The organism is Alkalispirillum mobile, assembly GCF_003664325.1.
Lineage (GTDB): Bacteria > Pseudomonadota > Gammaproteobacteria > Nitrococcales > Halorhodospiraceae > Alkalilimnicola > Alkalilimnicola mobilis.
The window spans coordinates 1504509-1524591 of sequence record NZ_RCDA01000001.1 but is presented as its reverse complement, the minus strand read 5'-3'; the positions used below and the strand labels follow the sequence as shown (position 1 = coordinate 1524591).

General features: G+C 65.5%; 18 protein-coding genes and 1 tRNA gene. 9 read left to right on the top strand and 10 right to left on the bottom strand.

Translation table 11 applies throughout. From position 1 onward, the window contains the following. Positions 1-7: 7 nt before the first annotated feature. Positions 8-2095 carry a thioredoxin domain-containing protein gene (locus DFR31_RS07275; protein ID WP_121441931.1) on the top strand — a complete coding sequence of 696 codons (2088 nt, stop codon included), beginning with the start codon at positions 8-10 and terminating at the stop codon, positions 2093-2095. 130 nt (positions 2096-2225) lie between these two features. After that, positions 2226-2723, top strand: coding sequence for an RrF2 family transcriptional regulator (locus DFR31_RS07270; RefSeq protein WP_121441930.1), 498 nt, complete (start codon positions 2226-2228; stop codon positions 2721-2723). Here the strand turns inward: DFR31_RS07270 and DFR31_RS07265 are convergent. Then, complete coding sequence (locus DFR31_RS07265) at positions 2709-3881, bottom strand: NnrS family protein (RefSeq protein ID WP_170153621.1); 1173 nt, start codon at positions 3879-3881, stop codon at positions 2709-2711. The two genes, DFR31_RS07270 and DFR31_RS07265, sit on opposite strands and share 15 nt — an antisense overlap. 305 nt (positions 3882-4186) lie before the next feature. On the opposite strand from DFR31_RS07265, the gene DFR31_RS07260 reads away from it, so the two are divergent. After that, positions 4187-5173, top strand: a complete 987-nt coding sequence (locus DFR31_RS07260; RefSeq protein WP_121441928.1) for a CobW family GTP-binding protein — start codon at positions 4187-4189, stop codon at positions 5171-5173. A gap of 63 nt (positions 5174-5236) precedes the next feature. Here the strand turns inward: DFR31_RS07260 and DFR31_RS07255 are convergent, their stop codons facing one another. Beyond that, the gene (locus DFR31_RS07255; protein ID WP_121441927.1) at positions 5237-5551 is read right to left on the bottom strand and encodes an FmdB family zinc ribbon protein; all 315 of its coding nucleotides are present in this window, start codon (positions 5549-5551) and stop codon (positions 5237-5239) included. Between the two features lie 322 nt (positions 5552-5873). On the opposite strand from DFR31_RS07255, the gene DFR31_RS07250 reads away from it, so the two are divergent. The 6 genes from DFR31_RS07250 (at position 5874) to DFR31_RS07220 (ending at position 11937) form a co-directional block, all read left to right on the top strand. After that, the gene (locus tag DFR31_RS07250) at positions 5874-6080 is read left to right on the top strand and encodes a DUF2788 domain-containing protein (RefSeq protein WP_121441926.1); all 207 of its coding nucleotides are present in this window, start codon (positions 5874-5876) and stop codon (positions 6078-6080) included. Then, a complete protein-coding gene (locus DFR31_RS07245) occupies positions 6077-7285 on the top strand; it encodes a UbiH/UbiF/VisC/COQ6 family ubiquinone biosynthesis hydroxylase (protein ID WP_121441925.1) in 1209 nt (402 codons plus the stop codon). The genes DFR31_RS07250 and DFR31_RS07245 overlap by 4 nt, the downstream gene beginning before the upstream one ends. A 107-nt stretch (positions 7286-7392) precedes the next feature. Then, positions 7393-7785 carry a DUF6858 family protein gene (locus DFR31_RS07240; protein ID WP_121441924.1) on the top strand — a complete coding sequence of 131 codons (393 nt, stop codon included), beginning with the start codon at positions 7393-7395 and terminating at the stop codon, positions 7783-7785. A gap of 862 nt (positions 7786-8647) precedes the next feature. After that, positions 8648-9748, top strand: a complete 1101-nt coding sequence (locus DFR31_RS07230) for a TRAP transporter substrate-binding protein (RefSeq protein WP_121441922.1) — start codon at positions 8648-8650, stop codon at positions 9746-9748. Between the two features lie 49 nt (positions 9749-9797). Continuing rightward, positions 9798-10313: a TRAP transporter small permease subunit gene (locus tag DFR31_RS07225; protein ID WP_170153620.1), complete on the top strand. Its 516-nt coding sequence runs from the start codon at positions 9798-9800 to the stop codon at positions 10311-10313. Positions 10314-10356: 43 nt separating this feature from the next. Beyond that, positions 10357-11937, top strand: coding sequence for a TRAP transporter large permease (locus DFR31_RS07220; RefSeq protein WP_121441920.1), 1581 nt, complete (start codon positions 10357-10359; stop codon positions 11935-11937). A gap of 78 nt (positions 11938-12015) precedes the next feature. On the opposite strand, the gene DFR31_RS07215 is transcribed toward DFR31_RS07220, so the two are convergent. The 8 genes from DFR31_RS07215 to DFR31_RS07180 form a co-directional block, all read right to left on the bottom strand. Next, a tRNA-Lys gene (locus DFR31_RS07215) sits at positions 12016-12091 on the bottom strand. A 49-nt stretch (positions 12092-12140) separates the two neighbouring features. Beyond that, entirely contained in the window at positions 12141-12980 is an 840-nt protein-coding gene (ybgF, locus tag DFR31_RS07210; protein ID WP_121441919.1) for a tol-pal system protein YbgF, read from the bottom strand. Positions 12981-12996: 16 nt separating this feature from the next. Next, positions 12997-13554, bottom strand: a complete 558-nt coding sequence (gene pal / locus DFR31_RS07205; RefSeq protein ID WP_121441918.1) for a peptidoglycan-associated lipoprotein Pal — start codon at positions 13552-13554, stop codon at positions 12997-12999. A gap of 54 nt (positions 13555-13608) precedes the next feature. Beyond that, positions 13609-14895 carry a Tol-Pal system beta propeller repeat protein TolB gene (tolB, locus tag DFR31_RS07200; protein ID WP_121441917.1) on the bottom strand — a complete coding sequence of 429 codons (1287 nt, stop codon included), beginning with the start codon at positions 14893-14895 and terminating at the stop codon, positions 13609-13611. 17 nt (positions 14896-14912) lie between these two features. Further along, on the bottom strand, positions 14913-15938 hold the full coding sequence (tolA, locus tag DFR31_RS07195; protein ID WP_121441916.1) for a cell envelope integrity protein TolA: 1026 nt from the start codon (positions 15936-15938) through the stop codon (positions 14913-14915). A gap of 1 nt (position 15939) precedes the next feature. Continuing rightward, positions 15940-16368 carry a protein TolR gene (tolR, locus tag DFR31_RS07190; protein ID WP_121441915.1) on the bottom strand — a complete coding sequence of 143 codons (429 nt, stop codon included), beginning with the start codon at positions 16366-16368 and terminating at the stop codon, positions 15940-15942. A 34-nt stretch (positions 16369-16402) separates the two neighbouring features. Further along, positions 16403-17110 (bottom strand): protein TolQ, encoded by a 708-nt coding sequence (gene tolQ, locus DFR31_RS07185; RefSeq protein ID WP_121441914.1) that lies wholly within the window; start codon positions 17108-17110, stop codon positions 16403-16405. Between the two features lie 375 nt (positions 17111-17485). Next, positions 17486-19816, bottom strand: a complete 2331-nt coding sequence (locus tag DFR31_RS07180) for an NADP-dependent malic enzyme (RefSeq protein ID WP_121441913.1) — start codon at positions 19814-19816, stop codon at positions 17486-17488. Positions 19817-20083: the final 267 nt, after the last annotated feature.

Below are 20083 nucleotides of genomic sequence, written 5' to 3'. Positions count from 1 at the left end.
TGCACTGATGGCTGCAGTCGGCAACCGCCTGGGTGATGCCACCAGCCCCTACCTGCTTCAGCACGCCGACAACCCCGTTGATTGGCAGCCCTGGGATGACCGGGCCCTGGCGCTGGCGCGCGAGCAGAACAAACCTATTCTACTGTCCATCGGCTACTCTGCCTGCCACTGGTGCCACGTGATGGCCCACGAGTCCTTCGAGGATCGGGACATTGCCCGGCTGATGAACGAGCGCTTCATCAACATCAAGGTGGACCGCGAGGAGCGCCCGGACCTGGACCGCATCTACCAGACCGCCCACCAGCTGCTCACCCGGCGGCCCGGTGGCTGGCCGCTCACCCTGGTGCTCACCCCGGAGGACCAGACCCCGGTGTTTGCCGGCACCTATTTCCCGCCCCGGCCGCGGGGCGGCATGCCGGGTTTTGCCGACATCCTGCGCCAGGTGGACGAGGCCATCCGCGAGCAGCCCGGGGCCGTGGCCGAGCAGAACGCGGCCCTGCGCCACGCCCTGGGTAAGCTTTCCCGGGCCCCCGACGAGGGCGGGGCGTCCGCCCTGGGCAACGGGCCCCTGCGCACCTGCCGCGACGCCCTGGCGGCCAGCTTCGATACGGTTCACGGCGGCTTCGGCGCCGCGCCGAAGTTCCCCCACCCCGGCGGCATCGAGCGTCTGCTGCGCCACTACGCCCTGACCCTCACCACCGATGACGAGCCCGACCGCGATGCCCTGCACATGGCCTGCTACAGCCTGCGCCGCATGGCCCTTGGCGGGCTGTACGACCAGGTGGGTGGGGGCTTTGCCCGGTACTCGGTGGACGAGTACTGGATGATCCCCCACTTCGAGAAGATGCTCTACGACAACGCCCTGTTGCTCGGCCTGTACGCCGACGCCTGGCACGCCACCGGCGACGGGCTTTACCGGCGCATCGTCCGGGAGACCGCCGCCTGGACCATGGCCGAGATGCAGCACTCGCGGGGCGGCTACTTCGCCAGCCTGGATGCCGACTCCGAGGGCGAGGAGGGGCGCTATTATCTCTGGACCCCCGATGAAATCCGCGGCCTGCTGGACGACGACGAATGGGCATTGGTGGAGCACCGCTTCGCCCTGGACGAGCCGGCCAACTTCGAGGGGCGCTGGCACCTGCACGTGCAGGCCAGCTTCTCCGAGTCGGCCAAGCGGCTCGGCCGGCCGCGGGACCAGGTGGTGGCCCTCTGGGAGAGCGCCCGGGACAAGCTCTATCGCGCCCGCGAGCAACGGGTGCGCCCGGGTCGCGATGACAAAGTGCTCACCGCCTGGAACGGCCTGATGATCGCCGCCATGGCCCGCGCCGGCCGCCTGCTGGACGAGCCCACCTGGGTGGGCTCCGCCGAGCAGGCGCTGGACTTCGTCACCGAGCGCTTGGTGGACAGCGAGGGGCGGCTCCATGCCAGTTGGCGGGGCGGGCGCGCCGCCCACCAGGGCTGCCTGGAGGACTACGCCTTTCTGCTGGAAGGGGTGCTGGAGTGCCTGCAGAGCTACTGGTCGGACAGCCGGCTGCGGTTTGCCGTGGGTCTGGCCGATACCCTGCTGGCGCGGTTTCAGGACGAGGACAGTGGCGGCTTCTGGATGACCGCCGACGACCATGAGCCCCTCATTCAGCGGCCCCGGCCGCTGGCCGACGATAGCCTGCCTTCCGGCAATGCCGTGGCCCTGCGCGCGCTGCAGCGGCTGGGCCATCTGCTGGGCGAGACGCGCTACCTGGAGGCTGCCGAGCGCGGCCTGCAGGCGGCCAGCGGTGCCCTGGCGCGGATGCCGGAGGCCCACGCCAGCCTGCTCACCGCGCTGGAGGAGCACCTCTATCCGCCGGAGATCGTCGTCATCCGCGGCAATATGGAGGCCACGGCCTCGTGGCGCGCCCGGGCGCTCAAGTACTACACCCCGAACCGGCTGGTGTTTACCCTCCCGCCGGCAGCCCGCCCGCCGGGCCTATTGGCAGAACGCGTTGCCGAAGAGGGTGCGCCGGTGGCCTGGGTTTGCCATGGCAGCACCTGTCGGCCGCCGGCGCGCACGCTGGATGCCCTGGACGAGGTGCTGGACCAGTCCGGAGGCAGCTCTTGAACGCACCTAATATATCATTCAGAATGAATGTTATGGCGGCGAGACCGGGAGGCCGTCCCCTTACGGCCCTACTCTGGCGACGCCGGGCGGTCCAGTCCGGCGGTTAGGCCGGCGAGCAGGAGATACGACCATGCGCTTGACCGTTTACAGCGATTACGCCTTCCGGGTGCTGATCTATCTGGGCACGCGGCAGGGCGAGCGCGCCACCATCCGCGGGATCGCCGAGTGCTACGACATCTCGCGCAACCACCTCACCAAGGTGGTGCACCAGCTGGGCGCGCGCGGCTACATCGAGACGGTCCGCGGGAAAGGCGGCGGGCTGCAATTGACGCGCGACCCGGAGGGGATCAACGTCGGGGCCGTTCTCCGCGACACCGAGGAAGGTTTCGGCCTCGTGGAGTGCATGCGGCCCGAGGGGCGGGGCAAGTGCCGCATCCAGGGCAGTTGCCGGTTGCAGGGCATACTCGGCGAGGCTACCCAGGCGTTTCTGGCCGTGCTGGACCGGTACACCCTGGCCGACCTGCTACAAAACCGCACTGCGCTCCAGCAGCTGCTGGACGGTCCCATGGGGGCCGGCGGTGAGGAGGGCACCGCCGGGGGGCCGGCCCGTCGGTCAACCCCGTCGTAGATGCCCGGGCATCGGCTGCGCATCCGCCCTGGGGCGCAGCAGGATGGGCGCGAAGTGGAATAGGTAGAGGGCAAAGGCCAGCGCCCACAGCGTGCCTGACAGGTGCAGCAGGCCGGGCCAGTCCAGCCCCAGGGCCGTTGCCACCCGGACCAGCGCGGCCAGGTTCACCAGGGCAAAGGCGGCGACCATGCCGCCACTCACCACCAGCGGCCGGCCACTGTGGCCCAGCGCCACCCGGGCGATCATCCCCAGGCCCAGCGCCCCCAGTGCCCCGGTCATCAGTGCGTGTACGCCCACCGTCGCCGCCACGCCCCAGTCAAAGCTGGACGCGGCCAGCAGCGCGTAGCCCACGGCCAGCCAGAGATAACCCAGGTGCAGTACCCAAAGCAGCGGCTCACCCCGCGTGGCCCAGGGCCGCCAGCCGGCCAGCCGCAGCAGCAGCGCCATGCTGGTCAGGCCCAGCAACAGGCCGGTCACCGGGCTGCCGGGGAGCAGCAGCCAGGCCACGGTGGCGGCCAGGGCCAGCGCCGCCGAGGCCCAGTGCAACGGCGTGGGGTTACGGAGCGGCACGTGGGGCAGCCGCCGACCGGTGAAAAAGGGGATCACCCGACCCCCCATCACCACCATCAGCAAGGCCACCATTAGCATCGCGGCGAGCAGCGCCGGCCGCCCCCAGCCCGGCGCGATGCCCAGCATGTCCAGGTGGACCGCACCGTTGAAGCCGGCCAGGGCTAGCAGGATGGGCAGAAAGAGCAGATTCCGCCGGTTGCCGGTGAGAATCAGTACCCGGCCCAGGGCGATGGCCACCAGCGGCAGAAGGGCAAAGTCCAGCGCCGCCAACAGCCCCATGGGCAGCATTTGGGGCAGGGCGAAACCCACCCGGGGGATCAGCCACAGGGCCACGAATGCGGCCAGCAGACCGGGGCCCACGGTGCGCATGCCGGTCCAGTTCTGCGCCGCCGTGAGCAGAAAGCCGGTAATGATTGCCCCCGCAAAGCCGAACACCATCTCGTGACCGTGCCAGAGCAGCGGGTTTACCCCGACGGGGCCCGCCACCGGGCTGCCTTCCAGCCAGAGGAGCCACTGCAGTACCGAAAGGGCGCCGAACAGTGCGGCCAGCAGGAAAAAGGGGCGGTAGGGTTGGGAAAGCAGGGTCACGGCCGACCTCATAAAAGATGTATTGCGAGTAGATCTTAAATGGCCGGCGCACCCCTGTCACTACCCCTTCCGGGAGAGGTGCCTGGAGGATCGGCAGTCGCATTGAAAATTGAACCGATATGCCCCGGATCTGTCATACTGTGCGGATAACATAACGAAAAATCCGGGCACAGGGATCAGGTGTCATGCACCCGCTTCACGTTTCAGCAATCGGGACGACTTGTCGCGGTGCTCACGGCCGGCGCCCGCCTGCGTCCTGTGCTAATAGAATTGGCAAATCCTAGGTTAATCTTCGCGGAGTACCCATGGCAGTACCCTGCAATGTCATTACCGGCGCCCTGGGTGTCGGCAAGTCAACGGCGATCCGCTACCTGCTCCAGCACCACCGGCCCCGCGGTGAGCGCTGGGCCGTGCTGGTCAACGAGCTGGGGGCGATCCCGGTGGACCACGCCGCCCTGTCGGTGGACGACAACGTGGTCGTCGCCGATCTGCCCGGCGGCTGCCTGTGCTGCACCCTGGGTGCACCCTTCGACCAGACGGTGGAGCGGCTCCTGCGCCAGGAGCGCCCCGACCGGCTGCTCATCGAGCCCACCGGACTGGGGCATCCGGCGCGGGTGCTGGAAACGCTGCGCGAAGGCCGCTCGGCAAAGGCTGTCGACCTCAAGGCCACCATAACCCTGGTGGATCCGCGCCAGTGGCGTTCCGGCGAGCTGGCGGACCATCCGGCCTGGTGGGACCAGATCGAACTGGCGGATGTGCTTATCGCCAACAAGGCCGATCTCGCTCCCTCCGGCGACCTGGCCGCCTTCATGGGCTGGGCGGCGGATCTCTTTCCACCCAAATCGCGGGTGGAAATCACCCGGGATGGTCAGCTGAATCCGTCCTGGCTGGATGAGCCCTGTGATTCCGGCCGTTCCCCGTTGTTCCCGGACGCGCACGCGTCCACCGATGGCGGCCAGCTTCGGGAGCCGGAGCCGGTGACCGAGGGCGTCTGGCGCGCCTGCGGCCGGGGGCTTGGCCAACGCTCGGTGGGCTGGGTGTTCGCCGCCGCCACCGTGTTCGATCGTCAGCGGCTACTGCGCACCCTGGGCGAGCTTCGCCCGGCCCAACGACTCAAGGGCGTGTTCCGCACCGGGCGGGATTGGCTGCTGGTGAACGGGGACCGTGACGGCATCCGCGCCGAGACCTGCACCTGGCGTGCGGATAGCCGGTTGGAGGTCATCGGCAATGCCGATGCGGAGGCGCTGGAGGCGGCCCTGCTGGCCTGTCGGCGGGAGAAAGGGCGGGTCTGACCGTCACCGGTGGTGCGGGGGCAGCCTCCTGGCCGCCCCCGTCACTGCTGAACGGGCGTTGCCTCAGGCGCTCGCCTTGCCGTGGCTGCAACTGCCACCGCTGCTAGCGCTGCTGCTGGAACTGCTGCCCGAGCCGCTGTCACCGCTCTTGCCGCTTTCGCCGGAGCCGCCGCTCTCGGCCACGTTGCGCCGGTTCCCGCTCTTGAAATCGGTCTCGTACCAGCCGCTGCCCTTCAGGCGGAAGCCGGCGGCGGAGATCTTGCGCTGCAGGCTGGCGGTGTTGCACTCCGGGCAATCGCTGAGCGGCTCATCGCTCATGGACTGGATGGCCTCCAACTCGTGGCCGCACTGCTCGCATCGGTACTCGTAAATGGGCATGGATACTCTCCTCCCCACTGGGCCCAACCCACTGTTTAGATAAAGACTCGGGCATAAATGGGGGCAACGGCCCCGAAATCCAAGCCCCTGACCGGACGGCGCGGGCGGGTTTGCGCACGGCCCGGGGTGCGTGGTGAGGATACCCGCACCGCGTCCGGTGCGCCAGCGGTGAACCGCGCCCCACGGGCGTTGTCCGAAACGTAAGCCGCTGGCTATCGGAAGCCCGATGTACAAGGGGCCCGGTCTATCGCCGTGGCGCCCCGCGCCAAATTTGGGCATAGTGGGCGCCCCGCAGGTAAAACCTGAACCTCAGTAGACGCTTATGCACGCCGACGAGATACTCTCCACCTACTTTCTCCCCGTGGGCCTGGCCTTTTTCATGGGCTATATGCTCTTCATCATCTGGAAGCTGGGCAAGGACTCCAAGGCCGGCAAGTTCGGTATGGTCATTCTGTTCATCGTGCTGGGCTTCGGCATGTTCGGCTTTCTGATCAAGACCATACTGGTCGAGGTAATGGGGATAGGATGACCGATATGACCCGGGTGAACGTCGCCGTCGTGGGCGGCGGCATGGTGGGATCGGCCCTGGCGGCCCTGCTGGGGCAGGTGGGTATCCGCGTGGCGGTGCTGGAGGCCCAGGCACCGCCCCCCTTCGACCCGGCACAGCCGCTGGACCTGCGCGTCTCCGCCATTAACACCCACTCCGAGGCCGTCTACCGCGCCGCCGGCGCCTGGGCCGGCATGGTGGCGCGACGTGGCTGCGTCTACGATGGGGTCCGCGTCTGGGACCAGGGCAGCAGCGCGGTCACCCGCTTCGATGCGCCGCAGGGCAGCCACCTGGGCTGGTTCATGGAGAACCGCATCATGCAGCTGGCCCTGCTGGACCGGCTCGCCGAACTGGACAGCGTCAGCCTGCACTGCCCGGCCCGGCCGGTGGCCCTGCTGCCGGAGCCGGAGGCCATGGGCCTGCAACTGGAAGACGGCGGGCTGATCCGCGCCGACCTGGTTATCGGCGCCGACGGCGCGCGCTCCGCCGTGCGCGCCATGGCCGGCATCGACGTCCAGGCCCACGACTACGGCCAGCAGGCCATGCTGATTAACGTGCGCACGGTCCGGCCCCACCAGACCGTCACCTGGCAGCGCTTCACCCCCGCCGGGCCCCAGGCCTTCCTGCCGCTGCCCGGCAACCACGCCTGCCTGGTCTGGTACGACAGCCCCCGCGCCACCGAAGTGCGCCTGGGGCTGGACGACGAGGCCCTGCGCCAGGAGATCGAGGCCGAATTCCCCGAGGAGCTGGGCGGGGTGGAGACGGTGCTTTCCCGGGGCGCGTTCCCCCTGCGGCGGACCCACGCCCGCAGCTACCGGGCCCACCGCATCGCCCTGGTGGGGGATGCCGCCCACACCATCCACCCGCTCGCCGGTCAGGGGGTCAACCTGGGCCTGCAGGACGCCGCCACCCTGGCCGAGCTGCTGATCGGCGCCCACGGCGCGGGCCGGCCGTTGCATGCGGCCGGTCTGTTGGCGCGGTACGAGGCCCGGCGCCGGCCGGCCAACCTGGCCATGATGCACAGCATGGACCTGTTCAAGGGGGTGTTCTGCAACGACAGCCCGCTGCTGCAGCGCCTGCGCCGGGGCGGCTTGTGGCTGGCCGATCACGCCGGCCCGGCCAAGTCGTGGGTGGTGCAATATGCCGCAGGCGGCAAGCCCGCGATCGCTGATACCATGAATCCCTGAGTCGTGCACTGGGGTTGCCCCCGGGTGCGCTTGCTGCCGAGGCTCACGTCTCCACCGGGGCGTGAGCCTCTCGCGTTTTAGGCCCCGAAAACCGGAGGATTAGCCGCATGAAACAATCCCTGTTCCAGGAGAAGTACCCGATTTTCACCCTGGAGGTGGCGAAGAGCGAGACCACCTACCAGAACGTGGATGAGATCCTGGCCTACCTGAAGGCGCAGATCGAGGCCGACCCCAAGTGCCGGTTCATCGCCGAGTTTGACCACTACAGTCACACCAGCGCCCTGCCGGAGGCCGAGATCGCCCCGGAGATCAAGGACGCGAAGAACATCGTCTTCTGCTTCGGCATCAAGCTGCCGAACCCGGAGGTGATGGCGGTGCGCCCGCGCTCCATCGGCGTGACCGAGTTGGAGGACCGCTTCGTGATCGCCTTCATGGAGGCCCCGATGCCGGTGGCCAACAACGCCATGGAGGCCTGGGCGAAGGGTATCCGCAACCGCTGAGTGCGGCGGTCATCGCCGCGCAGCCCCATCGCGCGGCGATGCCTCTGATCGCCGCTTCTCGTTACCTTAACCCTGTCCGCATTCTCTCTCGCTTGCGCACGCCCTAAACTGTTCCCCTCGCCCCAAAACAAGGCAGTGTTTCCAACTGGAATCGCAGCCCTCTGTCCTGCCCTACAAACGGTGCCTGCATTCGGTGAATTCCGATACAAAGGCGCCGGAAGCCCTAAAAAGGGAGAACCTCTTCGCGCTCCCTGAGTGTATTTGATCTGGCAACCCGCACTGTTCTGGGGCGGGCTGCCATTTTGTATTTATTCGCTTATCCTGATTTATCATGGGGTTAGCGCTACCAGAGGCGGTTGGCACGCCGCTTGCTAATTAGTTATTACCGCGATGGCCCTCGTCACTGACCAGCGTGATTGGGCATATCTGCCGGGTGTTTCTCGCTCAGCCTCGGTGACTGGAACGGCCCTTTTTAACGTGTAAAAAGGAGATAAGTTTTGATAGCTGCAATCGTAAAATATCGGCTGCCACCGACAATCAGCAGAGAGGATTGTCGGGCTCATTTCTACAAAATATCTGAGGATTTTTGCGGGGTCCAAGGCTTGTTAAGTAAGCATTTCGTATGTGACAAAGACGGCGTTGTGGCCGGTGGGATCTACTTTTGGGAGTCAGCGGAGGCTGCCACAAAGTTCTACAAAGGTCCTTGGCGCGATGGGATATTTGATCGTTACGGCATGTATCCCGATATCGAATACCTCGACGTTTTCGCTCGCACCGACAACGTCTCGGGTCAGATTGACCACCTCTGATCCCCACCGATTTCCTCACGTAATGTCCCTGGACGCCCATCGGAGAGATAATCATGGAACGTCGTGCTTTTTTAAAAGCAACTGCCGCAGCCGGCGCAGTTACTGCTGCCGCCTATTCCGCCCCCGCTATCAGCAATAACCGTAGGGAGTGGCGCATGGCCACCGCTTGGCCGTCTGGACTGCCAGGCTTGGGTACGGGCGCAGAGAGTCTGGCGCGTCGTATTACGGATATGTCAGATGGCCGAATCACGGTCAGGGTGTATGCGGCAGGCCAACTTGTCCCGGGCCTCGAGACTTTCGATGCCGTCCAAAGCAATACCGCCCAGATCGGTCATGACACGCCCGGCTTCCATCTGGGCAAGCATCGCGCCTTCGCATACTTCTTTGGGGCCCCCTTTGGCATGAGTTTCGCCGAACACTCCGCATGGCTTCGTTATGGGGGTGGGCAGGACCTTTGGGATAAATTGTCAGCGGAGTTCGGGCTGAAGAGTTTTGCTATCGGTAATATTGGTACGCCGCCTTTTGGCTGGTTCAAGAAGCCTTTGAACAGCGTTGATGACTTGAAGGGCGTTACGATGAGAATGCCCGGGTTGGGAGCGCAAATGATTCGTCGGCTTGGTGCAGTGCCAACGCTTATGGCTCCTGGGGATGTGTATCAGGCACTGCAGTCTGGAACCTTAGACGCTACGGATTTCACTGGACCGGCGAATGACATGGCACTGGGTTTTCACCGCGTCGCGAAGTATTACTACTGGGCTGGCGTACACAAGCCGGGCGCCGTCCAACAGGCCATCATCAACAAAGAGGAGTACGACTCCTTACCGAAGGACCTCCGTCGCATTGTGGATGTTGCGTGCCAGGCTGCCAACGAAGATATGCTCGCGGAGTACACCTGGATAAATGCCCAGGCGGCGAAGGCCTTGCGGGATGAGCACGACATCATATTTGACCGCTTGCCGGAAGACATGGTGGTTGCGTTGGGTCGCGCTGCTGGAGAGATTCTCGAGGAAGAGCATGAGAGCCTGGATTCCCTCGGAAAAGAAATCTGGGAGTCCTACTTCAGGGCGCGCAGGGACCTGAAAGCCTTGACGGAGTTTGGCGATCAAGCTTTCTACGATGCTCGCGGTGCCGATTTCAGCTACCCGAATCCCTGACATGCACGGTCCGATACCCAGAATCATGCGCTTGCTGGGAGAAGTTCATATGCTTGGTCGTTTGGCACATGTTCTCGAGTCCATCAACACCGTAATAGGGAGGGTGGTCGCGTGGGCAATGTTGGCGACGGTCCTCGTGACGTTCGCCACGGTTTATTTCCGCTATGCGATGGGTATCGGGCTGATTTGGCTCCAAGACTTGTACGTTTGGACACATGTCGCCGCAATCTTGCTTGGTTCCGCTTTCGCGCTATTGAGCGGGGGTTTTATACGGGTTGATATGCTCCAGAATCGTATGAGTGAGGCCAAGCGGGCATGGGTAGAGATTGTCGGAACTATCGCTTTTCTTTTCCCTTTTGTGGGTTCTTTGCTTTATTTCGGTTTTCCCTTCTTTTACAGGTCATGGCAAATAGCGGAAGCCTCTTCCTCCGAGGGAGGGCTTCCCGCCCTGTTTGTCTTAAAAGCTTTGCTGATTATCTTCCCGGTACTTTTGGCTATCCAGGGCGTTGCAATGTTAGCGCGCAATATCAGTTTCTTGTCCGATAATCGGCCTAATGGCAGCTAGGCTAGCCTGAGCACGAATCGAACCCGAGAGGAATCTAGTCGCGATGGAATTTACACTTCTGGAAGTTTTCTTGCCGCTGGGCCTTTTCGTCGGTGTGATCGTGCTCACTATGCTTGGTTACCCGGTAGCCCTGACGCTGCCAGGTACGGCTATCATATTTGCGTTGGTGGCGTCTCAGTTCGGTCTGTTCGATCTAAGCTACTTTGGCGCGCTACCCACCCGGTACTGGGGGGTGCTGACCAACGAGATCCTTATTGCGGTCCCTCTTTTCGTCTTTATGGGAGTGATGCTTCAGCGCTCTAAGATCGCTGATGCCTTGCTGGAAACGATGGGCTCGCTATTCGGCAGTCGGTCCGGGGGACTTGCCCTGTCCACGATATTCGTCGCCGCTTTGCTGGCGGCTTCGACGGGGATTGTTGGGGCCACCGTTATTACCATGGGACTGATCAGCCTGCCGGCCATGATGAAAGCAGGATATGACAACCGTCTGTCAACGGGACTGATTTGCGCGTCGGGCTCGCTTGCGCAGGTGATACCGCCGTCTACTGTGCTCATTTTTTTGGCGGTAATACTCCAGGGTGCCTACAGTGAGGCGCAGATGGCACAGGGGAATTTTGCGCCGGACACCTTTTCCGTTGGGGATATCTTCGCTGGTGCACTGATTCCAAGCCTATTGATCGCCGGGCTTTATAGTGTGTGGGTGGCTTTCATTGCATTCTTCAGGCCGGAGGCGGCTCCTCCGCTGCCCCGGGCGGAGCTGCAGTATGACAGCGTTGTATACAAAAGAGCGGTAAACAACATCGCCCCGGCCCTGCTCCTGATATTCGCTGTTTTAGGATCGATAATCGGTGGAATCGCCACTCCTACCGAGTCCGCCGCTGTAGGAGCGGTCGGAGCGATAGTGCTGACCATGGTGAAGGTCATATACGAGGACTTGGCACGCGGGCGGGATGAGGCAAAAGCAGAGCACTGGTTGTTTATATTCTGGCTGTCGTTCGCTGGAGCAGTGGTGCTCCTGGGTTATACGGTCGGCGGTGTTGGCGTTCTGAACCTGTTGTTGTTTTCGCTGGTTGCATGCTCTGCCTTCATCGCAGTCATGAAAGGGCTACGATCAACCGTACTGGGGATTATCAGGGAAGTTTCTGGTTCTTCGCTGATTATCACGTGCATGGTGTTCACGCTTTTCCTGGGTGCCAGTGTTTTCTCTCTCGTCTTCGCGCGTCTCGGGGGTGAGGAGTTGGTGCAGGCAGGTCTCTCTGCCATGCCCGGGGGGCAGATGGGTGCAATATTCGTTGTGCTTTTCCTTATGTTTTTCCTCGGGTTCTTTCTTGATCCTTTCGAAATCATCTTCATCGTGATTCCGGCTGCGGCACCTGCGCTGCTTATGATGGGAGTCGAGCCGATCTGGCTTGCCATCATGGTAGGCATCGTTTTACAGACGAGTTACCTGACACCTCCGTTCGGATTCTCGCTGTTTTTCTTGCGGAGCGTTGCGCCTCCAGAGGTTAGGACCGGCGATATCTACAGGGGAATAGTACCCTTCGTCGGGATTCAACTGCTGTGCCTGGCCGGTGTCTGGATGTTCCCCGATCTCGTGATGTGGCTACCGAAGCTGATCGGCTAACAGTGGCGGGCCGGACACAAAAAAGCCCGCCGGGTGGCGGGCTTTGATGCAGGCCGGCGGTATGCCGGCCTTTTTTGTTGGTGGGTCGTGTAGGACTCGAACCTACGACCAGCGGGTTAAAAGCCCGATGCTCTACCAGCTGAGCTAACGACCCAAATGAGGGCGCAGATTCTAGCCGAACCGGGGAGGCTTGGCAACGGTCGTTACAGCCCCCGGTCCTGCATCAGTTCCAGGCGTTGCTCGGCGAGGTTGGCGGCGGTGGTGCCGCGGTGCTCGTTGCGCGTGGCCTGGAGGATCTCCCGCGCTTCGTCATAGCGTTCCTGCTCGAAGCGGACAAAGCCCAGCTTGAGCTTGGCGTCGGCCACCTTGTTGCTGTCCGGGTGGTCGTCCAGCAGGCGTTCGAACTCCTCGCCGGCCCGGTCGAACTCGCGCTCGGCGTACCAGGTTTCGGCCAGCCAGTAGCGGGCGTTGGCCGCGTACTCGCCGTCCGGGTGGTCGCTGAGCAGGGCGTCGAAGGCCTCGCCGGCCTGACGGAAGCGCCCCTCGGTGATGAGCTGGAAGGCTGCCTGGTAGCGGTCGGCCTCGCTGCGCTCATCGTCCACCGCCGCGCTGGTGTCGCGCTCCTCTTCCTCCAGCTCGGGCACAGGCACGGTCGTGGCAGGGTCGTCCGGGGCGGCCTCTTCATCCAGGTCCGGGACCGGTACCTGGTCTTCTTCTGCCGGGGCGGCCGGGGCGGCCGGTGCGGACGCCGGGGCACTGCGCGACAACTCCTGCATCCGCTGGTCCAAGTCCAGGTAGTGGTCCTGCTGCTGCTCGCGCAGTTGCCGGACCTCCCGGGCCAGTTCCTCCGTCTGGCCCCGAAGTTCCTGGTTCTCCTGCTTCAGGCGCTCCAGGTCGTTGGCCATGTTGATCAGGGTGGAGCTCTCGAGCCTGCGCTCCAGGCGCTCCACGCGGTCTTCCAGGGCCTGGGCCTGCAACGGGACGGCGGCCGCCAGGGCCGCCGCCACGCACATGCCCGTCAGCCGCTTACCGGCCTTGTGCATGGTCAATGCTCCCGTCTTACTGACGATAGATCAGCTCGGCACGGCGGTTCTGCTCCCAGGCGTCCTCGTCGGAGCCCAGGGCCACCGGGTTTTCCTCGCCGTAGCTGACGATTTCCAGCTGGTCCTCGTCGACGCCGTTCAGCACCATGACGCGCTTCACCGACTCGGCCCGACGCTCGCCCAGGGCCAGGTTGTACTCGCGGCTGCCGCGCTCGTCGGTGTGGCCTTCGATGGTCATGCGGCGGCTGCTGTTCTCGGTCAGGAAGCGGGCGTGGGCCTCGATGACCGGCATGTCCTCGTCGCGGATCTCGCTGCGGTCAAAGTCGAAGTACACGGTCTGTTGGGCCAGCGGGCCCTCCGGGTCGTCCATCAGCGCGCTGATGAAGGGGTCGTCCGGGTCCAGGCCGCGGGCGCGGGCCTCGTCCAGGCGACGCTCGCTCCAGTCCGCTTCGGCGGTGCGGTCACGGTCGCGGTCGGCGCGGCGCTCGTCGGTCTCCACGTCGCTGACGGTGGCGCAGGCGCTCAGGAACAGGCCGGCCACTGCCAGCACGAGCCAGGTGTGCAACTTCTTCATCTAACGCTCCCTCTCTGAATGAGTGGTCAAAGGATGCCGTGAAGGGACAGGCCCTTACCAGGCGGGTTCTCGGGTCAGTCCGCCGGAGCGGGGCAGGGTCTGGTTGGCCCGGCCGTGCACGGAGACCGTGCGCAGCTGGGAGTCGCCGCTGCCACCGGCAGAATACATGATCATGTCGCCATTGGGTGCAAAGACCGGGGACTCGTCCCAGGGCCCGTCGGTGAGCACCCGGGTGCGCTCGCTCTCCAGGTCGTGCACCGCGATGCGGAAGTCGCCGTCGTGGCGGTGGACCATGGCCAGGCGGCGGCCGTCCGGCGACCAGTTGGGGCGGGCGTTGTAGTCGCCGTCGTAGGTCACGCGCTCCACGCCGCCCGGACCGTTCACCGCCATCTTGTAGACCTGCGGCCGGCCGCCCCGGTCGGAGGTGAAGGCGATCTGCTCGCCGTCGGGCGAGAAGGTGGGCTCGGTGTCGATGGCCCAGTGGTCGGTGAGCCGCCGGGTGTCGCCGTCGGACACGCGCAGCAGGTAGATGTTGGCGCGCCCGTCGCGGGACAGGGTCACGGCCAGGTGCTCGCCGTCCGGCGACCAGGCCGGGGCGCTGTTGATGCCGCGGAAGCTGGCGATCTTCTCGCGCTCGCCGGTGCGCAGGTTCTGCACGTAGATCTCCGACCGGCCGGCCTCGAACGAGACGTAGGCCAGCCGGTCGCGGTTCGGCGACCAGGCCGGGGACATGATCGGTTGCGGCGACTCCAGCACCTCGCGCGGGCGGTGGCCGTCGGCGTCGGAGATCATCAGCCGGTGCAGGCGCTGGTCGTCGCGCTCCTCCACCTCCACGTAGGCGATCTGGCTGCTGAACACCCCGGGCAGGCCCACCACCTCCTCGAAGATGATGTCGCTGATGGCGTGGGCGAGGCTGCGCAGGTTGCGCGGGTCGAGCTGGTAGCGGCGGCCCTCAATGCGGTTGCCGCGAAAGACATCCAGCAGCTCGAAGGTGACGCTAATGTTGTCGTCCTCCATCTCCATGCGCCCGGTGACCAGGTAGTCCATGCCCAGCCCGCGCCAGGAGGAGAACCGGGTGTCGTCCAGGCCGGCGGGGCGGGCCACCAGTTCGTCCCGGGACAGCACCTCGAAGCGGCCGCTGCGCGCCAGGTTGTCGCCGATGATGCGGGCGATGTCCTGGTCCGGGGCGCTGACGCCACCGGAGACGGCGAAGGGGATCACCGCCACCGGCATGGCGCCCTCCTGCCCGCCGATGACGTCGATGACATCGTCCGACTGCGCGGTCTGCAGGCCCAGCACCATCAGGGCCAGGATGAACAAGCTGTTGTATAGGCGGCGCATGGCGTTACCTGTTCTGATCAACGGTCCGGCGCGAAGCGGTAGGTGCGTTCGCGCAGTTCGCGGTTGGCGTCCTCTTCGTCGGGCATGGGCAGCGGTGCGGCCCGGTAGGCGGCGCGCACGACGGAGGCGTCGAAGGCATCATTGCCGCTGCCGCGGGTAATTTCCACATTTTGCACATCGCCGTGGCGGGACAAGCGGATGCGCACCAGGGCCTCCAGGCCGGCGGGTGTGCCGCTGGGGCGGACCCAGGCGCGGCGGAGCTCGGCGCTGATCCGGCCGGCGTAGCTGCCCACCATCTGCTGCACCTCGCGGGCGCGGCGTTCGGCCTCGATGGCCTCCTGGCGGGCTCGCTCCTCGGCCTCGCGTTGTGCCTCTTCCTCCTGGCGCTGGCGTTCTTCCTCTTCCTGACGCCGGCGCTCCTCTTCTTCCTGCCTTCGCTGCTCTTCCTCCTGCTGCCGCCGCTCCTCCTCTTCCTGGCGGCGGCGTTCCTCCTCCTCGCGCTGGCGCTCTTCCTCCTCCTGGCGACGGCGTTCCTCTTCCTGACGCCGCTCCTCCTCTTCCTGCTGGCGGCGCTCCTCTTCCTCGCGTTCCAGGCGCTCGGCCTCCTCCTGTTGCCGGCGTTCCTCCTCGCGGCGCGCCTCTTCCTCGGCCTCCTGCCGCGCCTGTTCTTCCTCTTCCTGACGCCGTTGCTCCTCGAGCCGCTCCTGTTCGCGGCGCTCCGCCTCCTGGCGTTCGCGCTCCTCTTCCTCGCGCTGGCGGCGTTCCTCTTCCTCCGCCTGACGCCGCGCTTCCTCCTCGGCGGCCTCGCGCTCGCGGATGGGGGCCATGGCCACCTCTTCCTCTACCGCGAACGCCTCGATGATATCGCCGTCGCCGGCGTGCTCCTCGGTGGTCTGGGGCAGGAAGGAGATGTTCGCGAAGAAGAGCCCGAAGACCAGCACGTGCAGCACCACCGAGACCAGCACGTAGCGGCCCGGTCGGGTGCTGCGCACCGGACGGGCGCCACCCGAATCAGGCGTGCCGGTGCGGCGACGCAGTGCCATGTCAGCCCTCGCCCTCCGGCGTGCGGGTCATCAGCCCGACGCCGGCCGCACCCGCATCGCGCAACCGGACCATCACCGAGACCACATCGCCGTAGGGCACGTTACTGTCACCGTTTACCAGCACCCGCTTGTCCGGGTTGTCCGCCAGTAAGGCCGCCACCGCGTCGGAAAGTTCACCGGCGGTCATGGCGGCCTCGGGGTCGTCGGCCATGTTCAGGTAGTAGCGGCCATCGGCATCCACCGAGACGATCACCGGCTCCTGCGGCGGGTCCTGCTCCGCCTGCGCATCCACCTGGGGCAGGTCCACGTCCACCCCCTGGTAAAGCAGCGGCGCGGTGACCATGAAGATCACCAGCAGCACCAGCATCACGTCGATGTAGGGCACCACGTTGATCTCCGACATCGGCCGCCGCCGGCTGCGGTGGCCCATCGGACTGGCGGAATAGGGCACGGCGACGCCTCCGTTACTGCGCCGGCTGACCGGCGGTGAATTCCGAGGGGCCGTGGGTGTTGCGCTGCAGGATGCTGGTGAACTCCTCCACGAAGGTCTCGTAGCGGTTGATCAGCCGCTCCACCTGGTTGGCGTACTGGTTGTAGGCGATGACCGCGGGGATGGCGGCGAACAGGCCCAGCGCGGTGGCGATCAGCGCCTCGGCGATGCCCGGGGCCACCGTGGCCAGGGTAGCCTGCTGCATCTCGCCCAGGGCGCGGAAGCTGTTCATGATGCCCCAGACCGTCCCAAACAGCCCCACGTAGGGGCTCACCGAGCCCACCGTGGCCAGGAAGGGCAGGTGCCGCTCCAGGTCGTCCATCTCGCGGGAGAGTGACACCCGCATGGCGCGGTGGGAGGCCTCAACCATGGTGCCCGGTGCCGTGCCGGTCTGCTTGCGCATCCGGGTGAACTCCTTGAACCCGGCGCGGAAGATGCGCTCCAGCCCGCCGTGGTCCGGGTGCGGCTCGCGCATGTGGCGGTAGATCTCCGCCAGGTTGCCGCCCGACCAGAAGCGCTCCTCGAACTGCACTGCCCCGGAGTGGGCCTTGCGGATGGTGGCGCGCTTGAAAAAGATCAGCGCCCAGGAGCTGACCGACGCCAGCACCAGGATCAGCATGACCAGCTGCACCAGCAGACTGGCCTCGAGAATAAGGTGGGTAATGGATAGTTCGCCCGACATCAGCGTGCTCCGGCCACGGGTTCAGCCCAGTGGTTGGACTTGAATGACAGCTCAAGGAAGGGCGTGTAAGCCCATGGTTTGCAACGCGGACTAATGTAGCGGCAGGCGGGGTCGGGGGCAACCACCCCGGAGCAGGGTTAATCGTGGCGTCATGCGCGGCGGTGGCGGGTCGCCGCGAACGCCCCCCGTCATTGCGAGCGTGAGCGAAGCAATCCAACGGCCTGTGTGGATTGCTTCACTCCGTTCGCAATGACGGGGCGGGGTCAACAACTGCAATGACGGGGCGGGGTTAACCCATGCAATGACGGGGCGGGGTTGACCCATGCGATGGAGACGCGGGGTCAACCAATAGGGTCTCGGCCCGCGTCCGGGACTCTACTCGTCGTCCTCCTCCTCGTAAGCCGAGTAGTCCCGTTCGTCGTCGCCGGAGGGGGAGGGCTCGATCATCGCCGACTCCACCGCTGCCAGCGCGCTCATGTTCACGATGGCGCGCACCGTGGAGGAGGGGGTCAGGATGTGCGCCGGGCGGGCCGTGCCCAGCAGGATCGGGCCCACCGAGACGCCCTCGCTCATCACCTTCAGCAGGTTGAAGGCGATGTTGGCCGCATCCAGCGTCGGCATCACCAGCAGGTTGGCCTGCCCCTTCAGATCGTTGTTGGGGAAGATGCGCTTGCGGATATCCTCGGAGATGGCCGCATCGCCGTGCATCTCGCCCTCCACGTCCAGCGACGGGTCCGCGTCCTTGATCAGCTGCAGCGCCTCGCGCATCTTGTGGGCGCTGTCCGCATTGGAGGTGCCAAAGCTGGAGTGGGAGAGCAGCGCCACCTTCGGCGTGATCCCGAACCGGCGCACCTCGTCCGCCGCCAGCCGGGTCATCTCGGCGATCTGGTGGGCGTTGGGGTCGTGGTTCACGTAGGTGTCCACGATGAAGAAGGTGCCCTTGGGCACGATCAGCACGTTCATCGCCGCCATGTTCCGCACGCCGGGCCGGCGACCGATCACGTCCTGCACGTGGCTGATCTGCCGGTGGTAGCGGCCCACGCTGCCGCCCACCAGGGCGTCCGCCTCGCCGCGCCGCACCATCAGTGCGCCGATCACCGTGGTCCGGGTGCGCACCACCGTGCGGGCCCGCGCCGGGGTCACGCCCTGGCGCTCCATGATGGAGTGGTAAAGCTGCCAGTACTCGCGGTAGCGCGGATCGTCCTCCGGGTCGGCCAGGTCGACGTTCTTGCCGATCTCCAGGCGCAGGCCCAGGCGCTTGATGCGCATCTCCACTACCTTGCGGCGGCCGACCAGGATGGGTTTGGCCAGCCCGTCGTCCACCACCACCTGCACGGCGCGCAGCACGCGGTCCTCCTCGCCGTCGGTGTAGACCACCCGCTTGGGGTTGTTGCGTGCCCGCTCGAAGATGGGCTTCATTACCAGCCCGGACTGGAACACGAACTGCGACAGCTCCATGTGGTAGGCGTCGAAGTCCGTGATGGGCCGGGCGGCCACGCCGCTGTCCATGGCCGCCTGGGCCACCGCCGGCGCGATCTTCGTGATCAGCCGCGGGTCGAAGGGCCGCGGGATCAGGTACTCCGGGCCGAAGCGCAGGGCCTTGCCGCCGTAGGCCGCGGCCACGATGTCGGAGGACTCGGCCATGGCCAGATCGGCAATGGCGTACACCGCCGCCAGCTTCATCTCCTCGTTGATGGTGGTGGCGCCCACGTCCAGCGCCCCCCGGAAGATGAAGGGGAAGCAGAGCACGTTGTTGACCTGGTTGGGGTAGTCCGACCGGCCGGTGGCGATGATGGCGTCCGGGCGCGCCTCCTTGGCCACCTCGGGCAGGATCTCGGGTACCGGGTTGGCGAGCGCCATGATGATCGGGCTGTCGGCCATCTGCTTGACCATCGCCTCGGTGAGCACCCCGGGGGCGGACAGCCCCAGGAAGATGTCGGCGCCGTCGATCACCTCCTTCATGGTGCGGGCGGAGGTCTCGCGGGCGTACCCCTCCTTGCGCTCGTCCATGTACTCCTTGCGGCCCTTGAACACGATGCCCTTGGAGTCGGCGACGAAGATGTTCTCCTTCTTCATGCCCATGGACACCAGGATGTCCAGGCAGGCAATGGCCGCCGCCCCCGCGCCGGAGCAGCAGAGCTTCACGTCCTCGATCTTCTTGTCCACCACCCGCAGGCCGTTGAGCACCGCCGCGGCTGTGATGATGGCCGTGCCGTGCTGGTCATCGTGGAAGACCGGGATGTTCATCCGCTTGCGCAGCGCCCCCTCCACCTGGAAGCACTCCGGGGCCTTGATGTCCTCCAGGTTGATGCCGCCGAAGGTGGGCTCCAGGCTGGCAATGATCTCGACCAGCTTGTCCGGGTCCTGCTCGTTGATCTCGATGTCGAACACATCGATGCCGGCGAACTTCTTGAACAGGACGCCCTTGCCCTCCATGACCGGCTTGGAGGCCAACGGGCCGATGTTGCCCAGCCCCAGCACCGCCGTGCCGTTGGTGATCACCGCCACCATGTTGCCGCGGGCGGTGTACTTGGAGGCGGCCTGCGGGTCGTTGACGATCTCCTCGCAGGCGGCGGCGACACCGGGAGAGTAGGCCAGCGCCAGGTCCCGCTGGTTGGCCAGCGGCTTGGTGGGCACGACCTGCAGCTTACCGGGGCGGGGTTGTTCGTGGTATTCGAGGGCGTTGTCGCGGAAGTTGTCGGACATGGTGTCTCCGAGCTTGTTGTCCTGGTTCTGGGGTCGGATCGGGGCCGGGCGCTGGTTGTTGTTGTGCGAGTGTGGCGGCCGCCGGGCAATTCCGGGGCGCACAAAAACGGTGCAACCGGGTCCGCAAAGGTCGCGCCAGGGCAGGGTGTCTGCACGGGCGGCGGCGGTGGTCAATAACCAGCTGCGCCTACGATTATAGAGGCCTATCACCCGGTCTTGCCACCATGGTCAGACAACTTTTCCAGAGTGCAGCAAAATCTTCACGAA

Coding starts and splice junctions, on each gene's coding strand:
- DFR31_RS07275 (WP_121441931.1), top strand. CDS start 8: ATGGCTGCAGTCGGCAACCGCCTGGGTGATGCCACCAGCCCCTACCTG.
- DFR31_RS07270 (WP_121441930.1), top strand. CDS start 2,226: ATGCGCTTGACCGTTTACAGCGATTACGCCTTCCGGGTGCTGATCTAT.
- DFR31_RS07260 (WP_121441928.1), top strand. CDS start 4,187: ATGGCAGTACCCTGCAATGTCATTACCGGCGCCCTGGGTGTCGGCAAG.
- DFR31_RS07255 (WP_121441927.1), bottom strand. CDS start 5,551: ATGCCCATTTACGAGTACCGATGCGAGCAGTGCGGCCACGAGTTGGAG.
- DFR31_RS07250 (WP_121441926.1), top strand. CDS start 5,874: ATGCACGCCGACGAGATACTCTCCACCTACTTTCTCCCCGTGGGCCTG.
- DFR31_RS07245 (WP_121441925.1), top strand. CDS start 6,077: ATGACCGATATGACCCGGGTGAACGTCGCCGTCGTGGGCGGCGGCATG.
- DFR31_RS07240 (WP_121441924.1), top strand. CDS start 7,393: ATGAAACAATCCCTGTTCCAGGAGAAGTACCCGATTTTCACCCTGGAG.
- DFR31_RS07230 (WP_121441922.1), top strand. CDS start 8,648: ATGGAACGTCGTGCTTTTTTAAAAGCAACTGCCGCAGCCGGCGCAGTT.
- DFR31_RS07225 (WP_170153620.1), top strand. CDS start 9,798: ATGCTTGGTCGTTTGGCACATGTTCTCGAGTCCATCAACACCGTAATA.
- DFR31_RS07220 (WP_121441920.1), top strand. CDS start 10,357: ATGGAATTTACACTTCTGGAAGTTTTCTTGCCGCTGGGCCTTTTCGTC.
- ybgF (WP_121441919.1), bottom strand. CDS start 12,980: ATGCACAAGGCCGGTAAGCGGCTGACGGGCATGTGCGTGGCGGCGGCC.
- pal (WP_121441918.1), bottom strand. CDS start 13,554: ATGAAGAAGTTGCACACCTGGCTCGTGCTGGCAGTGGCCGGCCTGTTC.
- tolB (WP_121441917.1), bottom strand. CDS start 14,895: ATGCGCCGCCTATACAACAGCTTGTTCATCCTGGCCCTGATGGTGCTG.
- tolA (WP_121441916.1), bottom strand. CDS start 15,938: ATGGCACTGCGTCGCCGCACCGGCACGCCTGATTCGGGTGGCGCCCGT.
- tolR (WP_121441915.1), bottom strand. CDS start 16,368: ATGGGCCACCGCAGCCGGCGGCGGCCGATGTCGGAGATCAACGTGGTG.
- tolQ (WP_121441914.1), bottom strand. CDS start 17,110: ATGTCGGGCGAACTATCCATTACCCACCTTATTCTCGAGGCCAGTCTG.
- DFR31_RS07180 (WP_121441913.1), bottom strand. CDS start 19,816: ATGTCCGACAACTTCCGCGACAACGCCCTCGAATACCACGAACAACCC.